We start from the raw sequence: 24,176 nt of genomic DNA on the forward strand, positions 1-24,176 counted from the left end.
TCTATAAACAGAAAAGATGTGAAACGAATGACAAAAGATCACGGCACTCCACATTCCATGGCTTTTACATACAAACTCATTTTAAGCATAATTGCATTCTTCCTTATTTTTATGGTTGCAATGGTATTAGGTGCTGCAGATACTTCTATAAAAGATGTATGGTTAGCACTTACTTCCTCCGCTAAAGGAGACAAAGTATCTATTATTCGTGAAATACGTTTACCACGTGAAGTTGCTGCCATATTTGTCGGAGCTGGACTCGCTGTTTCTGGTGCAATTATGCAAGGATTAACGCGAAATCCTCTTGCTGATCCTGGATTACTCGGCTTAACTGGTGGCGCAAATGCTGCACTTGCACTAACACTTGCTTTCAACCCTTCCATCAGCTATCTGTACTTAACGTTAGCTTGCTTTATCGGTGCTGCAATTGGCGCTATTATGGTATTCGGGGTTGGCATGGTGAAAAAAGGTGGGCTTTCTCCCCTTCGAATTGTATTAGCTGGTGCTGCTGTTTCAGCATTTCTACTCGCAATTTCAGAAGGAGTCGGCATTTACTTCAAAATTTCACAAGAGGTATCACTTTGGACTGCCGGGGGAGTAATTGGAACGACTTGGAGCCAATTAAAAATTATTATCCCCGTTATTTCAATCAGTATATTTATCGCTATCTTACTTGCAAAAAAGTTGACAGTCCTTAGTTTCAGTGAAGAAGTTGCTATTGGACTTGGTCAAAAAATTATCGTCATTAAAACAATTTTATTTATCATTATTATCTTACTTGCTGGTGCGTCTGTAGCGCTTGTCGGAAACATGGCATTTATCGGATTAATGGTGCCTCATATGGTACGTCCTATTGTCGGTCCCGATTACCGCTTTGTTATACCGATGTCAGCAATTGCTGGTGCATCCTTTATGTTACTTGCCGATACAATCGGGCGTACCATTAACGCTCCGTACGAAACACCAGTTGCGGCAATTGTCGCTATTGTAGGATTACCATTCTTCCTATTCATCGTACGTAAAGGAGGAAGAACTTTCTCATGATGCAATCTATTCTAAGAAAACAACGTATTATCATACTCGCTTTACTTATACTGACCATTACAACCATTGTAGTTGGAATGGGGCTCGGTTCAGCATCTTTATCTTATGATCGATTACTCCCAACACTAATGGGACAAGGTACATTTAAAGAGGAGTTTGTTTTATATTCTTTACGACTACCTAGAATTGTCATTACATTATTAGCTGGTATGGCGCTCGCTTTATCTGGTGCTATCCTGCAAGGTATTACACGTAACGATTTAGCTGAACCTGGTATTCTTGGAATCAACGCTGGAGCTGGTGTTGCAGTTTCCATCTTCTTTTTATATTTTCCAATTGACGTAGGTTCATTTCTTTACTTACTACCAGTCGTTGGGTTTATCGGTGCTTTCCTTACTGCTGTTCTAATTTACGTATTTTCATATAGTAAATCAACAGGGCTTCAACCAATACGATTAACATTAACCGGTATCGGGTTTTCATTTGCACTATCTGGAGCGATGATCGTCCTTATTTCATCTGCTGATCGTATGAAGGTAGACTTTATTTCAAAATGGATAGCTGGGAATATTTGGGGAGATGACTGGATCTTCGTTTTCGCAATGCTCCCATGGTTAATCGTATTAATTCCGTTTGTTTTCTATAAAGCAAATCGATTAAACATTCTAGCATTAAACGAACCAGTCGCAATCGGCGTTGGAATTGAAATTGAAAAAGAACGCAGATACTTATTAATTGCAGCCGTTGCGCTAGCAGCTGCAGCAGTTTCCGTAACAGGAGGAATTAGCTTTATCGGACTAATGGCTCCGCACATCGCAAAATCTTTAGTAGGTCCAAGACATCAAATCTTCATGCCAATCGCCGTATTAATAGGTGGATGGCTATTACTATTGGCAGACACAATTGGTCGAAACATCGTTGAACCTAATGGTATTCCAGCAGGTATTGTCGTCGCTTTAATTGGTGCACCTTACTTTATGTATTTGTTGCTTAAGAAAGCGTAAAGAAACACCCTCAAGATCTTTTCTTGAGGGTGTTTTTATGCTACTGCTGTCCATACCCTTCAAACTTCTTCGCCAAATTCTCCATCTCATCTTCTGGCAAAAGCTTCGGTTCTCCGATGCTTTTCGTTTGATAATAAATTTGCGCACAGAACTCAATCTCTTCTGCAACAGTAAACGCCATTTTTATATTATTTGCACCAGCAATTAAACCGTGATTGGCAAGCAACACGGCACGACGATCGATCATACCTTCAAAGGCAGCCTCTGCTAATTGCTTCGTACCAAATGTTTCATATGGCGCACAGCGGACATTCGGGCCTGCAAAAGCAATTAAATATGACACAGCAGGAAGTTCCCATCCCAATGATGCAATCGTCTTCGCATAAGGTGAGTGTGTATGCACAAGCGCATTTATGTCTTCACGATTTCTATAATAAATAAGATGCATATCTAATTCACTTGACGGTTTTCTCTCCCCTTCTATCACTTCACCATCTAAATTTAATACAACTACATCTTCTGGTGTTGTTTCATAATACTCTAAACCACTCGGGCTAATTGCAACAAGACCTTGTTCACGATTGAAAATACTAATGTTACCGCCTGTCCCCTTTGTTAAACCGCTAGAAATCATTTTCTTTCCGTACGCTACAATTTCTTCTCTTTCTTTTTGTAATAACATATACATCCCCCTAAGTATGAAGCTTATGATGACTGACTTTAGATTTATCTACTTATTGAAATAGCTTTTTTAAGTTCTCCGTAAACGGTGCTTTTACAATTCCTTTTTCCGTAATAATCGCTGTTACATTTTCATATGGCGTAACATCAAATGCCGGATTATATACTTTACTTTCTTTCGGAGCCGAATATTGTCCGAAACGATTAATCACTTCAGAAGCATCTCTTTCTTCAATTGGAATTTCTTTTCCTGTCGGTGTTTGTAAATCAATTGTTGGTGTTGGTGCTGCTACATAAAATGGAATGTTGTAGTATTTAGCTAAAATAGATACGCCTAATGTTCCAATTTTATTTGCTACATCACCGTTTGCTGCTACACGATCACATCCAACGATTACCGCATCAATTTTCCCTTGTGACATGACCATAGCTGCCATATTATCCGTAATGATAGTGACATCGATTCCCGCTCGCTGCAGTTCTAATGCTGTTAACGTTGAACCTTGTAATCTAGGGCGTGTTTCATCCGAAAAGATTTTTAAGTCCCATCCTTTTTCTTTCGCTAAGTACATTGGGGCTGTCGCCGTACCATACTTAGTCGTCGCTAAAGCACCTGCATTACAATGTGTTAATACTCCCATGCCATCATGGAATAATGTTAATGCGTGTTCTCCAATTTGACGGTTAATTTCTTCATCTTCTCTATGAATCTCTTTCGCCTCTTCTACTAATCTATCTTTCAGCTGCGAGATTGATAAGTGAGCATTTTTTTTCGCTACACTTTCCATTCTTTCAAGTGCCCAAAATAAATTTACCGCCGTCGGTCTTGATGTCGCTAAATATGCACATACCTTTTTTACTTCTTCTATAAACTCTTCCACTGTACTTGTAGTAATTTCCTTTACCCCTAAGTACACACCGTAAGCTGCTGAAACACCTATTGCTGGTGCTCCTCTTACTTTCATTACTTGAATTGCATCCCACACACCCTCAGCCGTTTTAAAAGATTCATAAACTACTTCGTTCGGTAATACTGTTTGATCTAATAACACTAAAGCATCATCTTTCCACTGAATGGGTATTAATTGCTCTGCCATCATCTTCTCCCCTTACTTCGCACTATGCATTTGTTGTTTTAGCGTTTCTACAAAACTACTACCTGTTTTATATTGATTCGCTTGTAAAATAAATTTCTTCGCGCTCTGAAGACAAATTCGCTCCGCTCTAGCACGTGCTTCATCATTCTCAATACAAGTAATATCCTTTACTTTCGCTAATCCAACAATACGACGAATTAACTCAAGACCTGTCACTGCAGCTGTATCCTCTAATACAGATTGCAAATAAACTTCGTTAAAACCTTCTTCCTTCGCCATAATCTCTGTCACATGAATATCCCAAGCGTCTAAAAACTTCTTCTTAAATAAATCAATTACCTCTATCATTGTAGTTTGTAGCCAATCCATATACGTATCTTTCTCAGCACCAGGCGACATCGTTGCATCTGCGTTCACCCAAGCGAACATTAAATTCGCCATTACATTCCCAACGTCATATCCCATAGGTCCATAAAAAGCAAACTCAGGATCAATCACCTTTGTAGAATCACTTTTCACAAAAACAGAACCGGTATGCAAATCACCGTGAATAAGCGACTGCGCATTCGTCATAAAAGAAAATTTAAGTTTCGCAACTTCCATACGAAGCTCTTTATCACTATAAATATGCTCTCTAATCCATCCATCATTTAACGGAAATAACTCATTACGTTTATTATGGTTTGTAAATGGCTCTGAATATACGAGATCCTCTGTAATTTCACATAACTCAGGATTTATATAACTCTTCACAAGTTCCTTCTTCTCTTTATGATTCATTACAACATCCGATGTTAATAGAAGCGTATGTACCATAAAAGTAGTTAAATCGTCAGCAAGCCTCGGAAATATTTGATGATTTATAAGTGCTGTACGTAATATTGTATGATCCGATAAATCTTCCATCGCGCAGCAATTCATCACACTATCAAATAAATACACCCTTGGAACAAGTCCAGACGCTAACTCTTCCTCTAACTGTAAAACATCTGATTCTATACGAATACGATTCGTCGATAACTTAAACTCATCTGAAATACGTGCTGTATCCCCAGCCTGCTTTACAATGACGGAAATATTCTCCTTTTCATCCCAAACACGGAACACATAATTTAAATTGCCATCACCTATTTCTTTACACTGTAACCCCTTTGCATGTTCAAAATTAGACAATTTCTCCTGCACATATACAATCACATCTTTAGCTTCCATTAAAAAATACTTCGTGAACTTAGACATGGTTTCCCCTCCACACTAGTTGTAAGCGTTTTCTAAAAGCTATAAAAAATAATAGATGAAATGTTTTATCCTATAATATATATTCTTCTTTTTGAAAGGTATATCTGGGTTTTATTATATCTTGTTAGTACCTTGAGTCAATGCTTCTAATTATCATTGCAATATACTTCTTAATTATATATTTGAGGTAACAAAAATTGTTCACAAAGATTCCAATTCATTTTATTTTATTTATCGCTCAATTCTTTGTAAAATAGAAGTAAGCAGTTGCTTTTCAATTCCACAACTTCTAAGAAATATTCCCTGCCTAAGAATTTATACTTACACTATATCTCTAAACTACACACTAATCTTTCACCTACTATCTTACAATGAATACTCTAAAAATTACCTTTCCATTCCCTACTAGCTTTAATTGAGAATAAATATTAATTAAATTGGTATAAAGTTGGTTTATTCTCTTGACAAAATAACCACTTCTATATGATAATTAATATCGAATTAGAATTATTATAGTTAATTAAAAAATATATTTTATGAGCAAACTATTTTTTGATGCTCAAAACCAACATTTAGGAGGAATTTTAATATGTTATTAATCGGCACAGAAGTAAAACCGTTTAAAGCTAATGCTTACCATAATGGAGAATTTATCCAAGTTACTGACGAAAGTTTAAAAGGAAAATGGAGTGTAGTTTGTTTCTATCCAGCTGACTTCACATTCGTTTGTCCAACTGAACTTGAAGACTTACAAAACCAATATGCAACTCTTAAAGAGTTAGGCGTTGAAGTATACTCTGTATCTACAGACACTCACTTCACTCACAAAGCATGGCATGATAGCTCAGAAACTATCGGCAAAATCGAGTACATCATGATTGGTGACCCAACTCGCACAATCACTACAAACTTCAACGTTTTAATGGAAGAAGAAGGTCTTGCTGCTCGTGGTACTTTCATCATCGATCCAGACGGCGTTATCCAATCTATGGAAATCAATGCTGACGGTATCGGCCGTGACGCAAGCATTCTTGTTAACAAAATTAAAGCAGCTCAATACGTACGTAACAACCCAGGTGAAGTTTGCCCAGCTAAATGGCAAGAGGGTTCTGCTACACTTAAACCAAGCCTTGACCTTGTAGGCAAAATCTAAGGAGTTCGATCAAAATGATACTAGATGCAGATATAAAAACACAACTATCCCAATACCTTCAGTTAATGGAGAACGATATTTTACTTAAAGTAAGCGCAGGAGACGATAACGTATCTAAAGATATGTTAGCTCTAGTAGATGAATTAGCTACTATGTCATCTAAGATCACAGTAGAAAAAGTTGAACTAGAGAGAACACCAAGCTTTAGCGTAAATCGCCCTGGCGAAGACACTGGTGTCGTATTCGCTGGTATTCCATTAGGACACGAATTTACTTCATTAGTGTTAGCTTTACTACAAGTTAGCGGACGTGCTCCAAAAGTTGAACAAAAATTAATCGATCAAATCAAAAACATTCAAGGCGAATATCATTTTGAATCTTATATCAGCCTAAGTTGTCATAACTGTCCTGATGTTGTACAAGCTCTTAACGTAATGAGCGTTCTAAACTCTAGTATTACACATACTATGATTGATGGCGCGGCATTCAAAGAGGAAGTAGAAAGTAAAGACATCATGGCGGTACCAACTGTTTACCTAAACGGCGAATCTTTCGGAAGCGGTCGTATGACACTTGAAGAAATTTTAGCTAAAATGGGTAACGGTCCAGATGCATCAGAGCTTTCTGATAAAGATCCATACGATGTTCTTGTTGTTGGTGGCGGCCCTGCTGGTGCAAGTGCAGCAATTTATGCAGCACGTAAAGGCATCCGTACTGGTATCGTTGCTGAGCGCTTCGGTGGTCAAGTAATGGATACTATGGGCATTGAGAACTTCATCAGCGTAAAACGCACTGAAGGTCCTAAGCTAGTAGCAAGTCTTGAAGAGCACGTAAAAGAATACGACATCGATGTAATGAATCTACAACGTGCGAAACGTTTAGAGAAAAAAGAACTTATTGAAGTGGAACTTGAAAACGGCGCTATTCTGAAAAGTAAGAGCGTAATCGTTTCAACAGGTGCTCGCTGGCGTAACGTTGGCGTACCAGGTGAAGCTGAGTTCAAAAATAAAGGTGTAGCATACTGCCCACACTGTGACGGTCCATTATTCACTGGAAAAGACGTAGCAGTTATCGGCGGCGGTAACTCTGGTATCGAAGCAGCTATCGACTTAGCGGGTATCGTTAAGCACGTAACTGTTCTTGAGTTCATGCCAGAATTAAAAGCTGATGCTGTATTACAAGAGCGTCTTAACAGCTTACCAAACGTAACTGTTCTGAAAAACGTTCAAACGAAAGAAATTACTGGTACTGACAAAGTAAACGGTATTTCTTACATCGATCGTGAAACTGAAGAAGTTCATCACGTTGAATTACAAGGTGTATTCGTACAAATCGGTCTTGTGCCAAACACAGACTGGTTAGGCGAAACAGTTGAACGCGCTCGCGGTGAAATCGTAACAGACAAGCACGGCGCTACAAACGTACCAGGAGTGTTTGCTGCAGGTGACTGTACAAATAATCCGTACAAACAAATCATCATCTCTATGGGCTCAGGTGCAAATGCTGCTTTAGGCGCGTTTGATTACTTAATCCGTAACTAATTATATAGACGTGAGTTTAAAAAAGCAGGTGCATTGGCACCTGCTTTTTTATAACCTTAATGTATAAACTAAAAACCGCTCATTCCCATTCTTCTCATAAGCACCCGGCAACCTTACTTCCTTCTTCAACTCAAACGCAGTCTGATTTTCTAAGAAGAAAATATAATCTTCAGAAGGGTAATATAGAATGATATCCACTTCTCTCTCCGCTTCTTCTACCGAAAGCAAAATGTTATTTACTACGTTCATAAACACTTGTACAGAAAATGGATTGAAGAAATAAAATCGGTTATCACATGGATCAATTTCATATTCCTGTGCTAAACAGCACTGGAATTGAATTTTATATTTACTGTTTCGTACCTTTCGTGCATACCGATCACGATTAGCCATCGCTTCGTTATAAAACTCTTCATTCATTTCAATTCCAACTGCTGAAGCACCACACTTATGGTGCATGTAAAAGTTTAATCGTCCTTTCCCGCACCCAAAATCTACAATTCGGTCGCTACTTTTTATTTCGTATTGATTCAATAACTCATCTAATCCGCTATACGGTGTCGGTTCATAACGGTGATAGTGCATAGACTTATTAAATCCTTTTTGCTCTCCGACAGTTTTTATATGTAGTACAGCATCGTAATATTGTTCGTTCATTGGTTTTCTCCTATTAAGAAATGGTACTTATTATTATACACCATGTACTGGAGAAGAATTTTTCAGTGAATTAATTAGTACGTGAAATTATATCGACGATTTTCTCAATATATCGACTTAACGACAAATTCCTACAAAAAAAACAGGAGCTCTCTAGCCCCTGTCCTCTAACACTTTCAATACAGTTTGTTTCAATATTTCTACGCCATCCATAATACAACTATGATCGAACTTCATATACGGATGGTGTAATCCAGGTTGTAAGTTTGCCCCTAGTCCAAGCATAACTGCTTTTAAATGCGGTCTTTTCACTGTGTAGTAATGGAAATCATCGCTTCCTGTCGTATAGAGCGGTCCTGTACATCTCTCTTCTCCATACACAGCGAGAATACCTTTGCGCATATAACGCTCTGCTTCTTCTGACACTTCTGCTCCTGGAGCAAGATCAATCCATTCATATGAAGTTTTTGATCCCATCGATGCAGCTGATTCTATTACACACTCTATCTTTTTCTTTAATTCTTGTAATAGTGTATTACTCTCTGCTCTTACATCTAAACTGAAATGACCGTTACCTGGAATGATATTTAGATTATCACCACCAGCTTGGCACCTCGTCATTTTCACCGAATATGAACTTTGCGGTGGCAACCATATATTTTTCAAACCGATATTAATCATGGAAATGACATCAATCGCATTCACACCTTGGTGGGGTCTTGCACCATGTGCGTCTTCCCCATGAATCGTTCCCTCTAAAAATCCTGCTGCTCCGTGACGAATAGATGGGGCAGCTTGTTTCAAAGGCAGTTCTTCAATCGGCCTTAAATGAACACCAAATAAGAAATCAGCATCATCCACAGCGCCCTTCTCTACCATCTTTAAAGAGCCATTTCCTTTTTCCTCTGCCGGCTGAAAAATAAATCTAACCGTACCACTTTCCCATCTCATATTCTTTAATTGCAAAATAAGCCCCATTACAATCGTCATATGAGCATCATGACCGCATGAATGGTTCGCTTTAAACTCTCCATCTACTTCTTGCCATAGTGCATCCATATCAGCGCGAATCGCGATAACTGGATTCCCACTTCCGATTTCAGCAATCACGCCTGGGCAATCATCAAATATTTTATATGAAATTCCTTCTTCTTTTAAAAAGTTAGTAATGTACGCTGTCGTTTCATACTCTTTCCAACTGACTTCAGGGTTTTCGTGTAAATGCTGAAAAATTTCCGTTAAACGCTCTTGTAGTTCTAATGTTTTCAACGTTTCATTCTCCTTCCCAAATTACAAACCACTTAGGTTAATTATACTTATGAAAAACAGATGTTTTTATGAACATATTGAATTTTAAGAAAAAAGTCAATTACTTATTTTTAAACACTTAAAAACCTTACTCCGTATCTATATTACAAACTAAATAAACAACTAGAAGATTCCTTATTTTCTGTTTTTTGTTGACGCTTACATATGTTTTTAGTTATTATAACCTAATAAACGTCTATTTTGCGACAATTCTAAAAATACAAACATACATAATGAGGAGGCAGTTTATGAAAAAAGAAATACCTTTTGGCGTAGCAATGATCCCTATTATCATTACAGTTGCAGTTATGATGGTTACAATTGTTATATTAGAACAAAGCCCTCACGTCCCACTTATTATCGGTACAACCGTTGCTTCTATCGTCGCTTGGCGTTACGGTTACAAATGGAACGACATTGAAGAAGCAATGTATAAAGGAATTCGCCTCGCATTACCCGCTATCGTTATTATCATTCTTGTTGGTTTAACGATCGGTGCTTGGATTGGCGGTGGAATCGTCGCAACAATGATTTATTACGGTTTAAACCTTTTAACTCCATCACTATTTTTAGTTTCAATTACTGTGATTTGTTCTATCGTTGCGTTAGCGATCGGTAGCTCCTGGTCTACAATGGGAACAATCGGCGTTGCTGGAATGGGTATTGGCCTAAGTATGGGAATCCCGGCTCCAATGGTTGCTGGTGCCATTATTTCAGGCTCTTATTTCGGCGATAAAATGTCACCGCTTTCAGACACAACAAACTTAGCCGCAGGATTAACAAATACAGATTTATTCGTGCATATCCGTCATATGTTATTTACTACAATCCCAGGTTTAATTATTACTCTTATCGTCTATGCGTTCTTAGGAAGAAGCTTCGGCGCTAACAATATTGATGCCAAAAGCATCGATCAAACGTTACAAGTATTGCAACAAAACTTTGTTATCTCACCTTTCCTATTAATTATACCTGTAATCGTTATGGTATTGGTCGCTAAAAAAGTTCCTGCTATACCAGCTATTCTCGTCGGTATTATTTTAGGATTTCTATCACAAGTCTTTATTCAAGGTGGTTCTGTCTCATCAGCTGTCGGTGCACTCCAAGCTGGATTTGTCATAGACACTGGAAACAAACTAGTAGACGAACTATTTAACCGCGGTGGCTTAGATTCGATGATGAATACAGTTTCTATGACAATTGTCGCTATGACTTTCGGAGGCGTACTAGAACATACCGGAATTCTTCGCTCAATTGTAAATCAAATTTTAAAATTGGCGACATCAGCAAAGGGACTTATCGCTTCTACTATCGCATCTTGCTTTGCAACGAACCTTACTTGCTCTGAACAATATATTTCGATTGTTGTTCCTTCCAGAATGTACGCAAATGCATACACTGAAAAAGGACTACATTCCAAAAATTTATCCAGAGCATTAGAAGATGGTGGAACATTAACTTCTGTTTTCGTTCCTTGGAATACGTGCGGTGTATTTATTCTCGCAACACTTGGAGTAAGCGCATTCGAATACGCTCCTTATGCCATATTGAATTTCATCGTACCTATCATCTCAATTATTTACGGTATAACTGGTCTCACAATTACGAAACTATCAGACATTGAAAAAGCAGAACTAATAAAGAAACAAAAAGCTCAACTAGAAGCTTAAAAATAATGGTAAATTCAGTTCATATATTGCGCGAGGACGCCCTTGTTGATAAGGCATTTCCTCGCCGCAAATATGAGCATACCCGTAATCAACTAATTTCTTTAACAACCTTTCTGTTGATCGCCGCGTCACTTGTAAGTACTCAGAAAGATCTGCCGCTGTAAATTTCAATGACGGGTGTGATTGACTAAACTGAATAATTTTTGACAAGTTTGCTGGACTAAGCTTCGTTTCCTTTGCTATTTTCATTAACTCTGGATTAGCATTTTTCAAACTTTGTACTCTCTGTTCTTTCGGAAACGGACCAAATAGTTCTTTATCACTTGTTAGTATATAGAAACAATGCTCTATTGGATTATTCTTCGCGAAACCTTGAGCAATTTTAGCATTTTGCTCCGCTTCTTTCACAGTTTTCCCGTAACCAAACCCAATAGCTATCCTACCTTCTATACTCATAAATACGTTATCTATCACATTTGTTTTTATACTCGATTCAATATCACCGCGAGTCGTATACAAAATAAATGTCATTTCATCAACTTGTTTAAATGAACCACGTAATTCTTTTGAAACTATATGTAATTGTTCAAACGAGCTTTCTTGTATCTGCATAAAGGATATAATACAGGCACCAACAGTAGCTGAATGGCTTTTTGCTAACTCGGCTTTTATTTTTGCATCTTTTAACCCATGTATAATGGATTGCGTCGGATCTATCATACGCTCTGAAGGAATACCTATTTTTTGAAGTTCATCGTAAACAGCGTGAATACTCGTTAAAGCTAAATCCGAATCTCCTGATTGATACTTAGCTACATGGAAATCGACGACTCTATTTATTTCATCTTTACTCCACAACATATTTTCATAATCCATCACTTGCGGTGTTTCTTTCAAACCAATATCGTGGAACACATTTGTAATAAACGAACGATCTACTAAATCAATTGAAATTTTTTGAGGTTGAATACTTTGATGATATATTATAGAAAGGAGTGAAGATGCAACCGTTGTCTCGTCTTGCTGTAAGTACGTACTTGGAATTCGTAATTGTTCTCTTATTTCTTTTGCCATATAATAAGGTAGGGCACCCGAGAAAAAGATAACATCACAAGGCTTTAAACGCTTTAATATTTCAGAAGATTCAGCCGGATGAAGGTAAATATATGGATCAATTTCTATCTCTTTTAATTTATGAGCAATAGGTAAAAGATTCTCCATAAACTCCTTTGAACCGACAACTGCAATTTTTATTATCATTTTCTCTAACTCCTTATTATTAATTAACGACTATTTAACGTCAACTATATCAAATGTACAAAACTATTGTAAATAGGAAGGGGTCTTTATTCAATGAAAATTACAGCTATTCATCTTTACGCAATTCGTTTACCACTTCGCAATCCGTTTGTTATTAGTTATGGTTCTTATTCTGATATGCCTTCTATTATCGTCAAAATGGAAACTGACGAAGGCATTATTGGTTACGGTGAAGGCGTTGCTGATGATCACGTTACAGGTGAATCGTGGGAAAGTACTTTCCACACTTTAAAACATACGCTAGCTCCTGCTCTTATCGGGAAAAATCCAATGAATATCGAAAAAATACACGATATGATGGACAATACAATTTACGGTGTTCCAACAGCAAAAGCGGCGATTGATATTGCTTGTTTTGATATAATGGGCAAAAAATTAAATCAACCTGTATATCAATTAATTGGCGGGCGCTACCATGATGAGTTCCCCGTTACTCACGTCTTAAGCATCGCGGATCCAGAAGATATGGCTGAAGAAGCTGCTTCTATGATTCAAAAAGGTTACCAATCTTTCAAAATGAAAGTCGGTACAAACGTAAAAGAAGATGTAAAACGAATTGAAGCTGTACGTGAACGTGTAGGAAATGATATCGCTATTCGTGTTGATGTAAACCAAGGGTGGAAAAATAGCGCAAACACATTAACAGCCCTTCGTTCATTAGGACATTTAAACATTGACTGGATTGAGCAACCCGTTGTCGCCGACGATATTGATGCAATGGCTCATATTCGTTCTAAAACAGACCTTCCGCTTATGATTGATGAAGGATTAAAAAGTTCTCGTGAAATGCGCCAAATCATTAACTTAGATGCGGCTGATAAAGTAAATATAAAACTAATGAAATGCGGTGGCATATATCCGGCCGTAAAACTTGCTCATCAAGCTGAAATGGCCGGCATTGAATGCCAAGTGGGCTCAATGGTCGAATCATCCGTTGCCTCTTCCGCAGGATTCCATGTCGCTTTCTCAAAGAAAATCATTACGAGCGTTGAGCTAACAGGACCATTAAAATTCACGAAAGACATTGGTAACTTACATTACGACGTACCATTTATTCGCTTAAACGAAAAACCAGGACTCGGCATTGAAATAAATGAAGATACCCTGCAAGAACTAACCGTCTTTCAAGACGTTGTACGCTAAAGGAGGGCTCATACATGACAGTTCTATATGAAGGTACATTAAAACAAAATAACGAGTCGTTTCACGTTACATTACTATCCGGAGAGCACATCGAGCAAATTTTATCCCTACAAAACGTTGTAGTTGAAGCGTTAGAAGATAAAGGTCGTTTACAACCGCTCTCACAAGAAGAATTTCAATACATTCTAGAAGGAAACGGCATGATGATCGGTGCCTTTATCGAAAACGAACTCATCGCATTCCGTGCCCTACTCGTCCCTCCTATCGATGACGAGCATTTAGGACTTGATATCGGCCTATCAGAAAGCGAACTACATCGCGTCATCTATCAAGAAATCTCAAACGTTCATCCAAACTGCCGGGGAAATGGGATGCAAAAAACATTAGCGACAGTCATCATGGATGAACTACAAAAAGAAGATGGAAAGTACGACTATGTTTGCTGCACCGTTGCACCTTTTAACATTCCGAGTTTGAAGGATAAGTTTGCGCAAGGGATGGGAATTGCTGCACTGAAAGAGAAGTATAGTGGTAGTATGCGGTATGTTTTTGTGAAGGAATTGCGCGATACCAAAAGGGATTGGACAGATGTTAAGAACGTTCCGATGAGTGATGCTAGTGGACAGCAGGTATTGCTTTCGAAGGGGTATCGTGGGTATGAGATGGAGAAAATAGACGATACTTTCATTGTGAAATTTGGACGATGATTTACATGCAAGAAAAGGAAGGGATATCCCTTCCTTTTTATTTTCTCCTCGCTGAACAGTTCCGTGATACATGAAATTATATTAACGATTTTTAGAATATATCTATCATAACTTACAATATATCAACGATTTTTCAAATATATCTATCGTAACTCAAAATATATCAGCGATTCGACAAGGAATATCGGTTTACCGACAAAAATCGATATTCCTTACTAAACCGTCATTTTCCAACTCGATAACGCTAACCAGTTCTCCATTTCCTTATAATCAGGCATTATCTTTCCGACAAGACGCCAAAAAGAACGATCATGATTTAAATGGACCATATGGCACATCTCATGAACAACTACATAGTCAATTACTCGCTGTGGTGCCATCGCTAACTTCCAATTGAATGTTAACTGTAGATTTGAATCACAAGTACCCCACGTACGACTACTGTCTGTAATACGAATAGAACGCGGTTTTGTTTTGAAGTTACTTTGATGTGCTTTAATGCTCTTCTCTACTAATGCCTTGCACTGCTTATAGTAAAATCGTTTTAAAGCCTGCTGTATTTTCTCATCCTTCAGCTCTTTCACATAAATATGTAACTTCTCTGCTTTAAACACCGCTTTATCTTGCTCTATACTTGCATCTTGAGAAATTTGTATCGGATACGTACTTCCTAAATACAGAAAGCCCTCTCCTTGATCATAATCCTTTTCCTGTGGTCCAAGCGCTCGCTCCTGCATTTCTTTACGTGTTGTCTGAATCCAATCCCACTTCTCCTCTAGCAACTGAACTAAGTATTCAACAGGTGTTCCCTTCGGAGCTTGCACCTCAACATTTCCGTACGAATCTACAAAAAGACGCACCGACTTTTTCTTCTTATAAGTTACATGAAAATTAATTGTCTCACCTAAATAAGTATGTACCATTTCATCACCTAACGTATTATTTTACAAATAAAAAAGAGTAGGATACAAACACCTACTCTACCTATTATATCATTTACTCCTTTAACGAACTCATTACCCTCTATACTTTACACCTAATCCCTTAATGAAATTCCTTGCGTATCTATCGCCGCACTCTTTGTAATTTTTATGGCCTTTTTTTCTTAATAGGGCGCCTAACTCTCCTTTTGTTACCGTAACGCCTACGCTATCTAATATATCAAGTACATCCTCACTCGTTAAAGATAGTGCGATTTTCATTTTCTTTAGAAGAAGGTTATTAGCACTCTCTTTGCTTTGTACAGGTGCTGGTTGTCCTGGTTTTGGATCTTGCTTCCCTCTTTTTAAAGTAATAAATCCATTGAAAAATGACTCTAACATCATCATGTCGCATGTTAGTACGTACTCTTCTTCGATTACATCATCATTTTCAGCTTCATGTTGCGGCGCTCTCTTTATTTTTGTAAGCATATCAACTACGTCTTCTTTCGTTACTTCCATCCCGCCAAGTTTAAAGATTTCTACCATATCTATATCTTTTATATCTAAAGCGTATCTTACTCTTTTTAATATATCGTTGTTGCTCATTGCCATTGTTTTTCCTCCTGAAATTTCAAATATAATAATGCTTTTAGCATGTGTAAATGAATGTCGTTAAGTTACTACTTTAACATTTTAGAGGTAGGTTTTGTAGTCTTAGGTGGATTAATGATTTTTGGAGGTGATTTTAAAACAGCAACGCCCCTTCCTTTGACGATGATATTAATAAAGCAAAAAAGGATGGGCAGTGACTATTAATTAACACACTTGAAAATGGACTAACCTGATATAGATTAGTCCATTTTTGTGCAACTCTACTTAGTGGGCCACTCAGACATGAATATTACGTAAAATTCAAGTGAAATATATGGATTATGTTTACTTTTCATTTGTAATACGGTTCACCGTAACTAATCTAAATCAGGTTATTTCTCATTATTTTCATAATTAAATTTAACTAAAAAGGTAGTGCCTTCCGATCCTGTTTGAATTTCTATTTTTGCATTATGACGGGCAGCAATGGCATAACATACACCTAACCCCAATCCAGTTCCATTATCTTTGGTCGTATAAAATGGAGTACCCAGCTTCTCTAATACTTCAGGCCTGATACCTTTTCCTTGATCCCGCACTGCAAGCACCACACAATTTTGCACTTCCTTGTAGGTGCTAATGGTTAAAATTTTCCCTGTGTCCATCGCTTCTAACCCATTACGACATAGGTTTATTAATAATTGCCGTATCTCATTACGATTTAAAAGTAATTCCGGAGTGTCATTTGTATCGACTTGAATATATTTATTTTGATTATACGTATCAATCTTTATTAAAGGCATAATATCGCGGATAATTGCATTTAAATCTAACATTTGCAAATCCGATTTCCTTGTATTACCCATTGAGAGAAATTCAGTAATAATAGAATTGGCACGGTCAAGTTCTTCAATCATTAAACTAAAGTACGTATTATGTTGCTTATAGGTGCGCTCTTCTTTTAATAACTGCAAAAATCCTCTTACTGTTGTCATTGGATTTCTAATCTCATGGCTGATACCTGCTGCCATTTGCCCTATTAAATCTATGTTGGATAACCTTTTCAATTCCTGCTCATATTGCTTTTTTTCCGTTATGTTTTTAAAAACACAACAAATACCATCATCATACGGGTATGCAATAACTTCGTGCCAATATTCATCAGAGGTAGAAAGAAATTCGAAATGAACTGTAGTTCGCTCTGACATTGCACGATGAAATTCGTTATACATAACTGTGTCAAAGCTATCTAGGAAAACATCCCATATATTCTTACCTAATACATCTTTTGCTGTTTTTCTTTGTGGAAAATATTGATGCTTATTTACGTACGTAAATTCCCATTTATTATTCAAAGTAAAGAATCCATCCGTAATACTTTCAATCACACTTGTAACTTTTTCATTAGCAGCAGCTAGTTCTCTCGTTCGCTCTTCCACCATGCTTTCCAATTGATCCATATATAACAAGTTTGATAACGTAGGAGCTGTGGCATCAACGATAGATTTTGCCAGTTGAATTTGGGAATTATCGTAATTGTGAGCTTTACCAACGACGATTACCCCTAATACCTCCCCCATTGAGACCAATGGAATCATCAGTAAACTCTTACTATCTATATTTTTTGTTTGAACAACCTCTTGGATTTTGGCCTCATAGCTTTTCTCCAGCCAATCCGCTTCTGTCCAATCACAGTCCTTGCTTAACTTCGTTGTTTTAATCGTTGTTTTATCTTGCGGGTCTAAAAGGTGTGCAGCCATGTTTTTACTCTCTAAAATCTGTCCTAAGTAAAAAAAACATTTATCAAAACTCTCCTGTATCGAGGAACACATTGATAAATCACGGTTCACATTGAGTAACAGCTGCTTCTCTGCAATAAGGTTTTCCTTTTGTGTTAAATTATTTGCGTTTTGAATGGCGACCGCAGCCATATTTACATAAGCTTCAACACTTTGAATTTCTGAATCTGTTAAGTTCATTGGAACTCCATAATCAAATAAAAAAACGAGACCAAATAACTCTTGCCCATATGAGATAGGCAGAGCTAATAAGGACTTAATTTTGAACGCATCAACTGGTCTCGGATCCGGCCGATGATCCTTTGAGGTATCAGGGATATAGATGGTTTTTTTTGTTTCAATAACTTCTTTTGCCAGTAAGTCTACTTCAGGATCAATTACCTGAGTATCGAGCGTTACGCCATTTATGGTCTCTGGTTTTCCTGCAAACCCTCTAAATGTTCCATTTTCCTGGGGTAAATAAATTCCAACAGAGTTGCACCTAACAATCTCCTCTGATATCGCCATTGTTACACGCTGCAATACTTCACGTAGTTCTAATTTTGTATTTATTATTTTTGTTATATTCGCGAGCCTAGAATATCTCGCCTGATCACTTAACATTCACATGGCCTCCAATTATAGACATGATAATACCCGTGAAAATCAAGACCAACCTGCCATTTTCAATTTTCTCCTGTATTCTTTCCTTCCCCTTGTTTTACATAGAATACCTCACTTACTTATGGTACGGTTCACCTTAATTAAAATGAAACAAACACTCATAAAATCGCTACACTCCATCCCCTCTACCTTTCAAAAGTTACACTGTTTCACTATCTCCATTCTTATCAACACTAGCTTCGAACTTATCAAGCAACGCGCGCACTTCATCAGTTGATTTCGTGCTCATCAATTGATTTCTAAGTTCAGCAGCTCCAGGGAAGCCTTTTACATAAATTTTGAAGAAGCGGTGAAGTCCTGTGATTGAACGTGGTAGCACTTCTGCATATTGATCTTGAAGATCAAGTTGTAATCTTAAAAGATCTAAATGTTCTTTACTGCTATGTTCTCTTGGCTCTTTTTCAAACGCAAATGGATTCTTGAAAATGCCTCTTCCGATCATTACGCCATCAATGCCGTATTTTTCAGCAAGTTCCAGCCCGGTTTTACGGTCAGGGATGTCTCCGTTGATTGTTATTAACGTATTTGGCGCAATACGGTCACGTAATTTTTTGATTTCTGGAATTAGTTCCCAATGTGCGTCTACTTGGCTCATTTCTTCTCTTGTGCGTAAATGAATAGAAAGGTTTGCAATATCTTGTTTGAAAATATGTGTTAACCAATCTTCCCACTCACTTAACTCTTTAAAGCCAAGTCGCGTTTTTACGCTGACAGGTAGTCCGCCCGCTTTTGCTGCTTGGATTAGTTCTGCCGCAACGTCTGGACGTAGAATAAGACCACTACCTTTTCCTCTCGATGCTACATTCGGTACAGGGCAACCCATGTTAATATCGATGCCTTTAAATCCTAGCTCTGCCATGCCAATACTCATTTGACGGAAATATTCAGGGTTATCTCCCCAAATATGCGCCACTATCGGCTGTTCATCTTCTGTAAAAATTAAACGACCACGTACACTTTTCATACCTTCTGGATGACAATAGCTATCCGAGTTTGTAAACTCTGTGAAGAATACGTCTGGGCGACCAGCTTCACTTACTACGTGACGAAAAACAACATCCGTCACATCTTCCATTGGTGCAAGTACGAAAAACGGTCGTGGTAAATCATTCCAAAAATTATCTATCATTTCAAATTCAAATCCTCTCAATATGAATACAATTTCAAACTCTCAATAAACCAAAAAGCAGATGGTATAGATTGTTTCTATATCAACTGCTTCTTTATCACACATTAACGGACAGTAAGACCCCCAAACTCAAAATTCAGCGAAAGCAAAGAAGTTAGGTGGGGGTCGGGTTGCCCGTAAAAGTCCGATTGATGAAGGCTCATAATCAGTGGGGGTGAAGAAAACCCACTGATTAAAGTTTCACTTTATTATACCAACTTAAGCCAAGCTACACACTCTACATGTGTCGTATGCGGGAACATATCAACAGGCTGTACTTCCTGCGTTTTATATCCGCCTTCTTCTAATACTTTTAAGTCACGTGCTAATGTTGCTGGGTTACATGATACGTATACGACGCGTTTTGGCTTCATGTCGATGATTGTGTTTAGTAGTGCTTCGTCACAGCCTTTACGCGGTGGATCTACGACCATTGTGTCGGCAATTACGCCTTCTTTGTACCATTTTGGAATGACTACTTCTGCTTCTCCTACGCCAAATTCAGCATTTGTCATGTTGTTTAATGCTGCGTTTCGGTTTGCGTCTTCGATTGCTTCTGGAACAATTTCAACGCCGTACACTTTTTTCGCTTTTTGCGCTAGGAATAAGGAGATTGATCCGATTCCGCAATAGGCATCGATTACTGTTTCGTTACCGTCTAACTTTGCGTATTCTAACGTTTTATCGTATAGCACTTTCGTTTGTTCTGGGTTTACTTGGTAGAATGAACGTGCTGAAATCGCAAATTTAATGTCACCGATAAAGTCATAAATATATTCCGATCCGTACAATACTGTCGTTTTGTCTCCGAAGATTACGTTTGTACGCTTCGGGTTTACGTTTTGAACAATCGATTTTACTTCTGGGAATTTCGCTGCGATTTCTTCAATGATCGCTTGTTTGTTTGGCAATTCTGCAGTACGCGTAATGAAGACAAGCATAATTTCCCCTGTTACTTGTCCGTAGCGAGCCATTACGTGGCGAAGCGTTCCTTTATTGCGCTCTTCGTTGTACGCCGTAATACCGTGCTTTTCACAAATACGTTTTACTTCTTGAATTAATGTATCATTTTCTTCCGCCTGAATTAAACATGATTCCATATTAATAATGTCATGTGTTCCTTGGCGATAGAAACCTGCTACAAGTCCGCCTTCACGTTCTCCGATTGGTACCTGTGCTTTATTACGATATACCCACGGGTTTTTCATGCCAAGTACAGGATGAACAGGAACATCACTTAATCCGCCGATGCGCTGCATCACGTCGCGTACTTGTTTTTCCTTCGCTTGTAGTTGTCCTTCATATGTTAAATGCTGAAGCTGACAACCGCCGCACTGGTTATATACTGGGCACTCTGCATCTTTACGATATGGGCTTTCTGTATGAAGCTTCATTAAACGACCAAATGCGAAGTTTTTCTTCACTTTAATAATTTTAATTTGTGCTTCTTCACCTGGTAATCCGTTTTTAACGAAAATAGGATAACCTTTTACTTTCGCAACACCGGCACCATCGTGTGTTAAATCTTCAAATACTACATCTATAAACTCGTTTTTCTCAACTGGTGGCGTCATTTTATTACTCATTTTCCGACCTCTCTTTTTCATAACACTGCGTTACATTTTATCATACTTATATGGTCTTTTTCTATTGGAAGAAAAAAAGCTATTGACGATAGTTCTCTAGTAATGTTACGCTACTACTAATTTAATACGGACGATGTTACCTCATATATACTTGATAATATGGATCGAGAGTTTCTACCCGGCAACCTTAAATTGCTGGACTATGGGGAAAACTAATGAATATTAGCCTATGTGCAAAAAAGGACTCATATTGATTAGCTTTCTCTCATAGAAGAAAGTGAATCCATATGGGTCTTTTTTTATTTTTATTTTTCTAAAAGGTCAGACATCTTACGTATGACATAAAACCTTTCCGCTTTATTTTTAGTAATATAACGAGTGTTTTATGTACAAACTTTATACGAACTTCTGAAAGGGGCAACTACATGCAATATGTAATGAGCATTATCGGTATTCTTGTCGTTTTAGGTTTATGTTTTGCTTTGTCAAACAACAAAAGTAAAATCAACTTCCGTGCAATTGCTATTATGATTGGTTTCCAAATTTTAATTGGTTGGTTTATGTTTAGCACAAAGATTGGTCAACAAATCATTATTTTCATTAGTAAAGTTTTCAACAAACTAATTAAACTTGGTACGACAGGCGTCGATTTTCTCTTTAATGGAATTCAAAGAGATTTTGTCTTTTTCTTAAATGTATTATTAATTATCGTATTTTTCTCAGCACTACTTTCAATCTTTAGTTATTTAGGTGTTTTACCATTCATCGTTCGCATTGTCGGCGGTGCGATTTCAAAAATTACTGGTTTACCACGCGTCGAATCATTCCACGCAGTAAACTCTGTATTCTTCGGTTCAAGTGAAGCATTGATCGTTATTAAAAACGATTTACAGCATTTTAATAAAAACCGTATGTTCATCATTTGTTGTTCCGCGATGAGCTCAGTTTCTGCTTCTGTTACAGCATCATACGTAATGATGCTAGATGCAAAATACGTACTAGCCGCTCTTCCGCTAAACTTATTCTCAAGCTTAATCGTTTGTTCGTTATTAACACCAGTTGATACGAAAAAAGAAGACGAAGTGATTCAAAAATTTGATAGAACTCTATTCGGAGACAGCTTTATCGGTGCAATGATTAACGGTGCGCTTGATGGTTTAAAAGTAGCTGGTATCGTTGCGGCGTTAATGATCGCCTTCATCGGTGTGATGGAAGTTGTAAACTACGTAATTAGCGCAGCTTCAGGTGCAATGGGACACGCTGTTACATTACAACAAATCTTCGGTTATATCCTTTCTCCATTCGCATTCTTAATGGGTATTCCAGCTCAAGATATTATCCCAGCTGGTGGTATTATGGGTACGAAGATTGTATTAAACGAGTTTGTAGCAATCCTTGACTTAAAAGGAGCAGCTGCAACATTAGCTCCACGTACAGTTGGAATCGTTACAGTATTCTTAATTAGCTTCGCAAGTATTAGCCAAATTGGTGCGATTGTTGGTACGATCCGTGCCCTTTCTGAAAAACAAGGAAGCGTCGTATCTAAATTCGGTTGGAAAATGCTATTTGCATCAACACTTGCTTCTATTTTATCTGCGACAATCGCTGGATTGTTTATTTAATAAAGAAAATCACCTTCGCTTACACAGCAAGGTGATTTTTTATTATCATCATTTAAGAAACTGAAGAAAACTCTAATGCTTCTTCCTTATTAATAATTTCCCCCTTATATTTCCCTTTCACCGAAATATCAATAATTGATTTATTTCCTGTTTCCATTTTCCCTAAAGAAAACATATATATTAAGTCATCTTTTTTTAACATCCATTGTTTTCCGTGCCAAGGACCAGTTAACTTCTGTTCTGGCGATGCCAGTATTTCTCCAAAATATTCACATTCTCCTAGAGGTGTTGTTACTGTATTCTTCTCTGTATCAATAACTATATATTTAAGTAGCTTTATACTTTCGCTTGAAAAAATCTCTACTTCATGATCACTTTTTTTCTTAAATTTCAGCTTTCCATCCTTTGTATTAACCAATTTACTTTGATCAATTGCATTTAGTACAAACTCATACTCTTCTTTTGTAACACCGAAATTAGGATGATATGGCATACTTTTTTTCTCTGCATGCTCTTCTACGTATTTTAAATACCATTCCATATTATTCGCTAGATGCTCTCTCATTCTTTGACCAATATTCCCTACCTTTTTAAGAGTATCTGGATCCATCTCTAACGTCATAATATCCGCCGTAACTTCCGCGTTCATAAGATGTGCTGGAATATACTCTTCCACACTATTCGCCTTACTCACTTCACTTTGACAACCAACTACAAATAGCGATATGAGAAGAATATATACTATTTTTTTATATTTCATTTCTGTTCTCCATTCCGTACACCATTCTTACTTACATTTATAGCAGTTCTTATTATAATCTAAAATCCCTATATTTTAATAAAACTAGCGTCTATATGCAAAATTGCATATTAACAAGCCCTTCTTTTACTTTAAAATTAGCTTAAAACATTTACAAAAATATACAAATCACAAAGTTTAAATGTTATAATTTGTAAAAATATATTGGAGGACCTTATGAAAATTCACGCCCTTTTCGATTTTTTACACTTACTAGTCTTGAGCATGAAAAGCTATTATGTATGGGGAATGCCTATCTATGTCTTCATTATTCCTCTTATTTTTGTAGTCGGTTATATTATTATCAATTCGAATAAAAAAAGAAAGAATACATCTATTCAAAGCCACTAATCTATCACCCTAATAACTCCCCTAAAAATCATATTCCCCTCATTTTTTTCAAATGATATGATGAACAAGGGTATATCCCCATCACTCTTACAGCGGTGGGGATTTTAATG

General features: G+C 37.4%; 20 protein-coding genes and 1 riboswitch. Of the genes, 8 read left to right on the plus strand and 12 right to left on the minus strand.

Annotation, left to right across the window (positions count from 1 at the left end; translation table 11 throughout):
• The first annotated feature begins 3 nt into the window (after positions 1–3).
• Positions 4–1,044: a FecCD family ABC transporter permease gene (locus ACQKNI_RS21360; RefSeq protein ID WP_140417429.1), complete on the plus strand. Its 1,041-nt coding sequence runs from the start codon at positions 4–6 to the stop codon at positions 1,042–1,044.
• Positions 1,041–2,048 (plus strand): FecCD family ABC transporter permease, encoded by a 1,008-nt coding sequence (locus ACQKNI_RS21365; protein WP_088231808.1) that lies wholly within the window; start codon positions 1,041–1,043, stop codon positions 2,046–2,048. The genes ACQKNI_RS21360 and ACQKNI_RS21365 overlap by 4 nt, the downstream gene beginning before the upstream one ends.
• Positions 2,049–2,088: 40 nt before the next feature.
• Here the strand turns inward: ACQKNI_RS21365 and ACQKNI_RS21370 are convergent, their stop codons facing one another.
• From ACQKNI_RS21370 to mtnK, 3 genes are read right to left on the minus strand one after another with little or no spacing between them, the layout of a single operon-like run.
• The gene (locus ACQKNI_RS21370) at positions 2,089–2,730 is read right to left on the minus strand and encodes an L-fuculose-phosphate aldolase (RefSeq protein WP_144559833.1); all 642 of its coding nucleotides are present in this window, start codon (positions 2,728–2,730) and stop codon (positions 2,089–2,091) included.
• Between the two features lie 52 nt (positions 2,731–2,782).
• Positions 2,783–3,826, minus strand: coding sequence for an S-methyl-5-thioribose-1-phosphate isomerase (gene mtnA / locus ACQKNI_RS21375; RefSeq protein ID WP_141552083.1), 1,044 nt, complete (start codon positions 3,824–3,826; stop codon positions 2,783–2,785).
• Between the two features lie 12 nt (positions 3,827–3,838).
• Positions 3,839–5,065, minus strand: a complete 1,227-nt coding sequence (mtnK, locus tag ACQKNI_RS21380; protein ID WP_088231811.1) for an S-methyl-5-thioribose kinase — start codon at positions 5,063–5,065, stop codon at positions 3,839–3,841.
• A 589-nt stretch (positions 5,066–5,654) separates the two neighbouring features.
• On the opposite strand from mtnK, the gene ahpC reads away from it, so the two are divergent.
• Positions 5,655–6,218 (plus strand): alkyl hydroperoxide reductase subunit C, encoded by a 564-nt coding sequence (gene ahpC, locus ACQKNI_RS21385; protein ID WP_000924422.1) that lies wholly within the window; start codon positions 5,655–5,657, stop codon positions 6,216–6,218.
• Between the two features lie 14 nt (positions 6,219–6,232).
• Positions 6,233–7,759: an alkyl hydroperoxide reductase subunit F gene (gene ahpF, locus ACQKNI_RS21390; RefSeq protein WP_088231812.1), complete on the plus strand. Its 1,527-nt coding sequence runs from the start codon at positions 6,233–6,235 to the stop codon at positions 7,757–7,759.
• Positions 7,760–7,807: 48 nt separating this feature from the next.
• Here ahpF and ACQKNI_RS21395 read toward each other — a convergent pair whose 3' ends face one another.
• Together ACQKNI_RS21395 and ACQKNI_RS21400 are read right to left on the minus strand one after the other, a co-directional pair.
• A complete protein-coding gene (locus ACQKNI_RS21395; RefSeq protein WP_088231813.1) occupies positions 7,808–8,416 on the minus strand; it encodes a class I SAM-dependent methyltransferase in 609 nt (202 codons plus the stop codon).
• Between the two features lie 153 nt (positions 8,417–8,569).
• A complete protein-coding gene (locus tag ACQKNI_RS21400) occupies positions 8,570–9,685 on the minus strand; it encodes a M20 peptidase aminoacylase family protein (RefSeq protein ID WP_088231814.1) in 1,116 nt (371 codons plus the stop codon).
• Positions 9,686–9,972: 287 nt separating this feature from the next.
• Between ACQKNI_RS21400 and nhaC the strand changes: the two genes are divergently transcribed.
• A complete protein-coding gene (gene nhaC, locus ACQKNI_RS21405) occupies positions 9,973–11,394 on the plus strand; it encodes a Na+/H+ antiporter NhaC (protein WP_088231815.1) in 1,422 nt (473 codons plus the stop codon).
• Here nhaC and ACQKNI_RS21410 read toward each other — a convergent pair.
• Positions 11,383–12,654, minus strand: coding sequence for a transcriptional regulator (locus ACQKNI_RS21410; protein WP_088231816.1), 1,272 nt, complete (start codon positions 12,652–12,654; stop codon positions 11,383–11,385). The two genes, nhaC and ACQKNI_RS21410, sit on opposite strands and share 12 nt — an antisense overlap.
• A gap of 93 nt (positions 12,655–12,747) precedes the next feature.
• Between ACQKNI_RS21410 and ACQKNI_RS21415 the strand changes: the two genes are divergently transcribed.
• Together ACQKNI_RS21415 and ACQKNI_RS21420 are read left to right on the plus strand one after the other, a co-directional pair.
• Positions 12,748–13,857 (plus strand): mandelate racemase/muconate lactonizing enzyme family protein, encoded by a 1,110-nt coding sequence (locus tag ACQKNI_RS21415; RefSeq protein WP_088231817.1) that lies wholly within the window; start codon positions 12,748–12,750, stop codon positions 13,855–13,857.
• A gap of 14 nt (positions 13,858–13,871) precedes the next feature.
• Positions 13,872–14,564, plus strand: a complete 693-nt coding sequence (locus ACQKNI_RS21420; protein WP_088231818.1) for an N-acetyltransferase — start codon at positions 13,872–13,874, stop codon at positions 14,562–14,564.
• A gap of 215 nt (positions 14,565–14,779) precedes the next feature.
• Here the strand turns inward: ACQKNI_RS21420 and ACQKNI_RS21425 are convergent, their stop codons facing one another.
• From ACQKNI_RS21425 to rlmD, 5 genes are all read right to left on the minus strand, one after another.
• Positions 14,780–15,487 carry a M48 family metallopeptidase gene (locus ACQKNI_RS21425; RefSeq protein ID WP_088231819.1) on the minus strand — a complete coding sequence of 236 codons (708 nt, stop codon included), beginning with the start codon at positions 15,485–15,487 and terminating at the stop codon, positions 14,780–14,782.
• Positions 15,488–15,580: 93 nt separating this feature from the next.
• Positions 15,581–16,099, minus strand: a complete 519-nt coding sequence (locus ACQKNI_RS21430) for a DUF1456 family protein (protein ID WP_088231820.1) — start codon at positions 16,097–16,099, stop codon at positions 15,581–15,583.
• Between the two features lie 371 nt (positions 16,100–16,470).
• On the minus strand, positions 16,471–18,480 hold the full coding sequence (locus ACQKNI_RS21435) for a GAF domain-containing sensor histidine kinase (RefSeq protein ID WP_088231821.1): 2,010 nt from the start codon (positions 18,478–18,480) through the stop codon (positions 16,471–16,473).
• 199 nt (positions 18,481–18,679) lie between these two features.
• On the minus strand, positions 18,680–19,669 hold the full coding sequence (locus tag ACQKNI_RS21440; protein WP_088231822.1) for a tRNA dihydrouridine synthase: 990 nt from the start codon (positions 19,667–19,669) through the stop codon (positions 18,680–18,682).
• Between the two features lie 248 nt (positions 19,670–19,917).
• Positions 19,918–21,294 (minus strand): 23S rRNA (uracil(1939)-C(5))-methyltransferase RlmD, encoded by a 1,377-nt coding sequence (rlmD, locus tag ACQKNI_RS21445; RefSeq protein WP_088231823.1) that lies wholly within the window; start codon positions 21,292–21,294, stop codon positions 19,918–19,920.
• Positions 21,295–21,415: 121 nt separating this feature from the next.
• Positions 21,416–21,517, plus strand: a riboswitch (purine riboswitch).
• A gap of 202 nt (positions 21,518–21,719) precedes the next feature.
• Between rlmD and ACQKNI_RS21450 the strand changes: the two genes are divergently transcribed.
• On the plus strand, positions 21,720–22,916 hold the full coding sequence (locus tag ACQKNI_RS21450; RefSeq protein WP_088231824.1) for a NupC/NupG family nucleoside CNT transporter: 1,197 nt from the start codon (positions 21,720–21,722) through the stop codon (positions 22,914–22,916).
• 52 nt (positions 22,917–22,968) lie between these two features.
• On the opposite strand, the gene ACQKNI_RS21455 is transcribed toward ACQKNI_RS21450, so the two are convergent.
• Positions 22,969–23,676 (minus strand): hypothetical protein, encoded by a 708-nt coding sequence (locus ACQKNI_RS21455; RefSeq protein ID WP_088231825.1) that lies wholly within the window; start codon positions 23,674–23,676, stop codon positions 22,969–22,971.
• Positions 23,677–24,176 lie beyond the last annotated feature (500 nt).

The organism is Bacillus sp. NPDC094064 (assembly GCF_050279585.1).
Lineage (GTDB): Bacteria > Bacillota > Bacilli > Bacillales > Bacillaceae_G > Bacillus_A.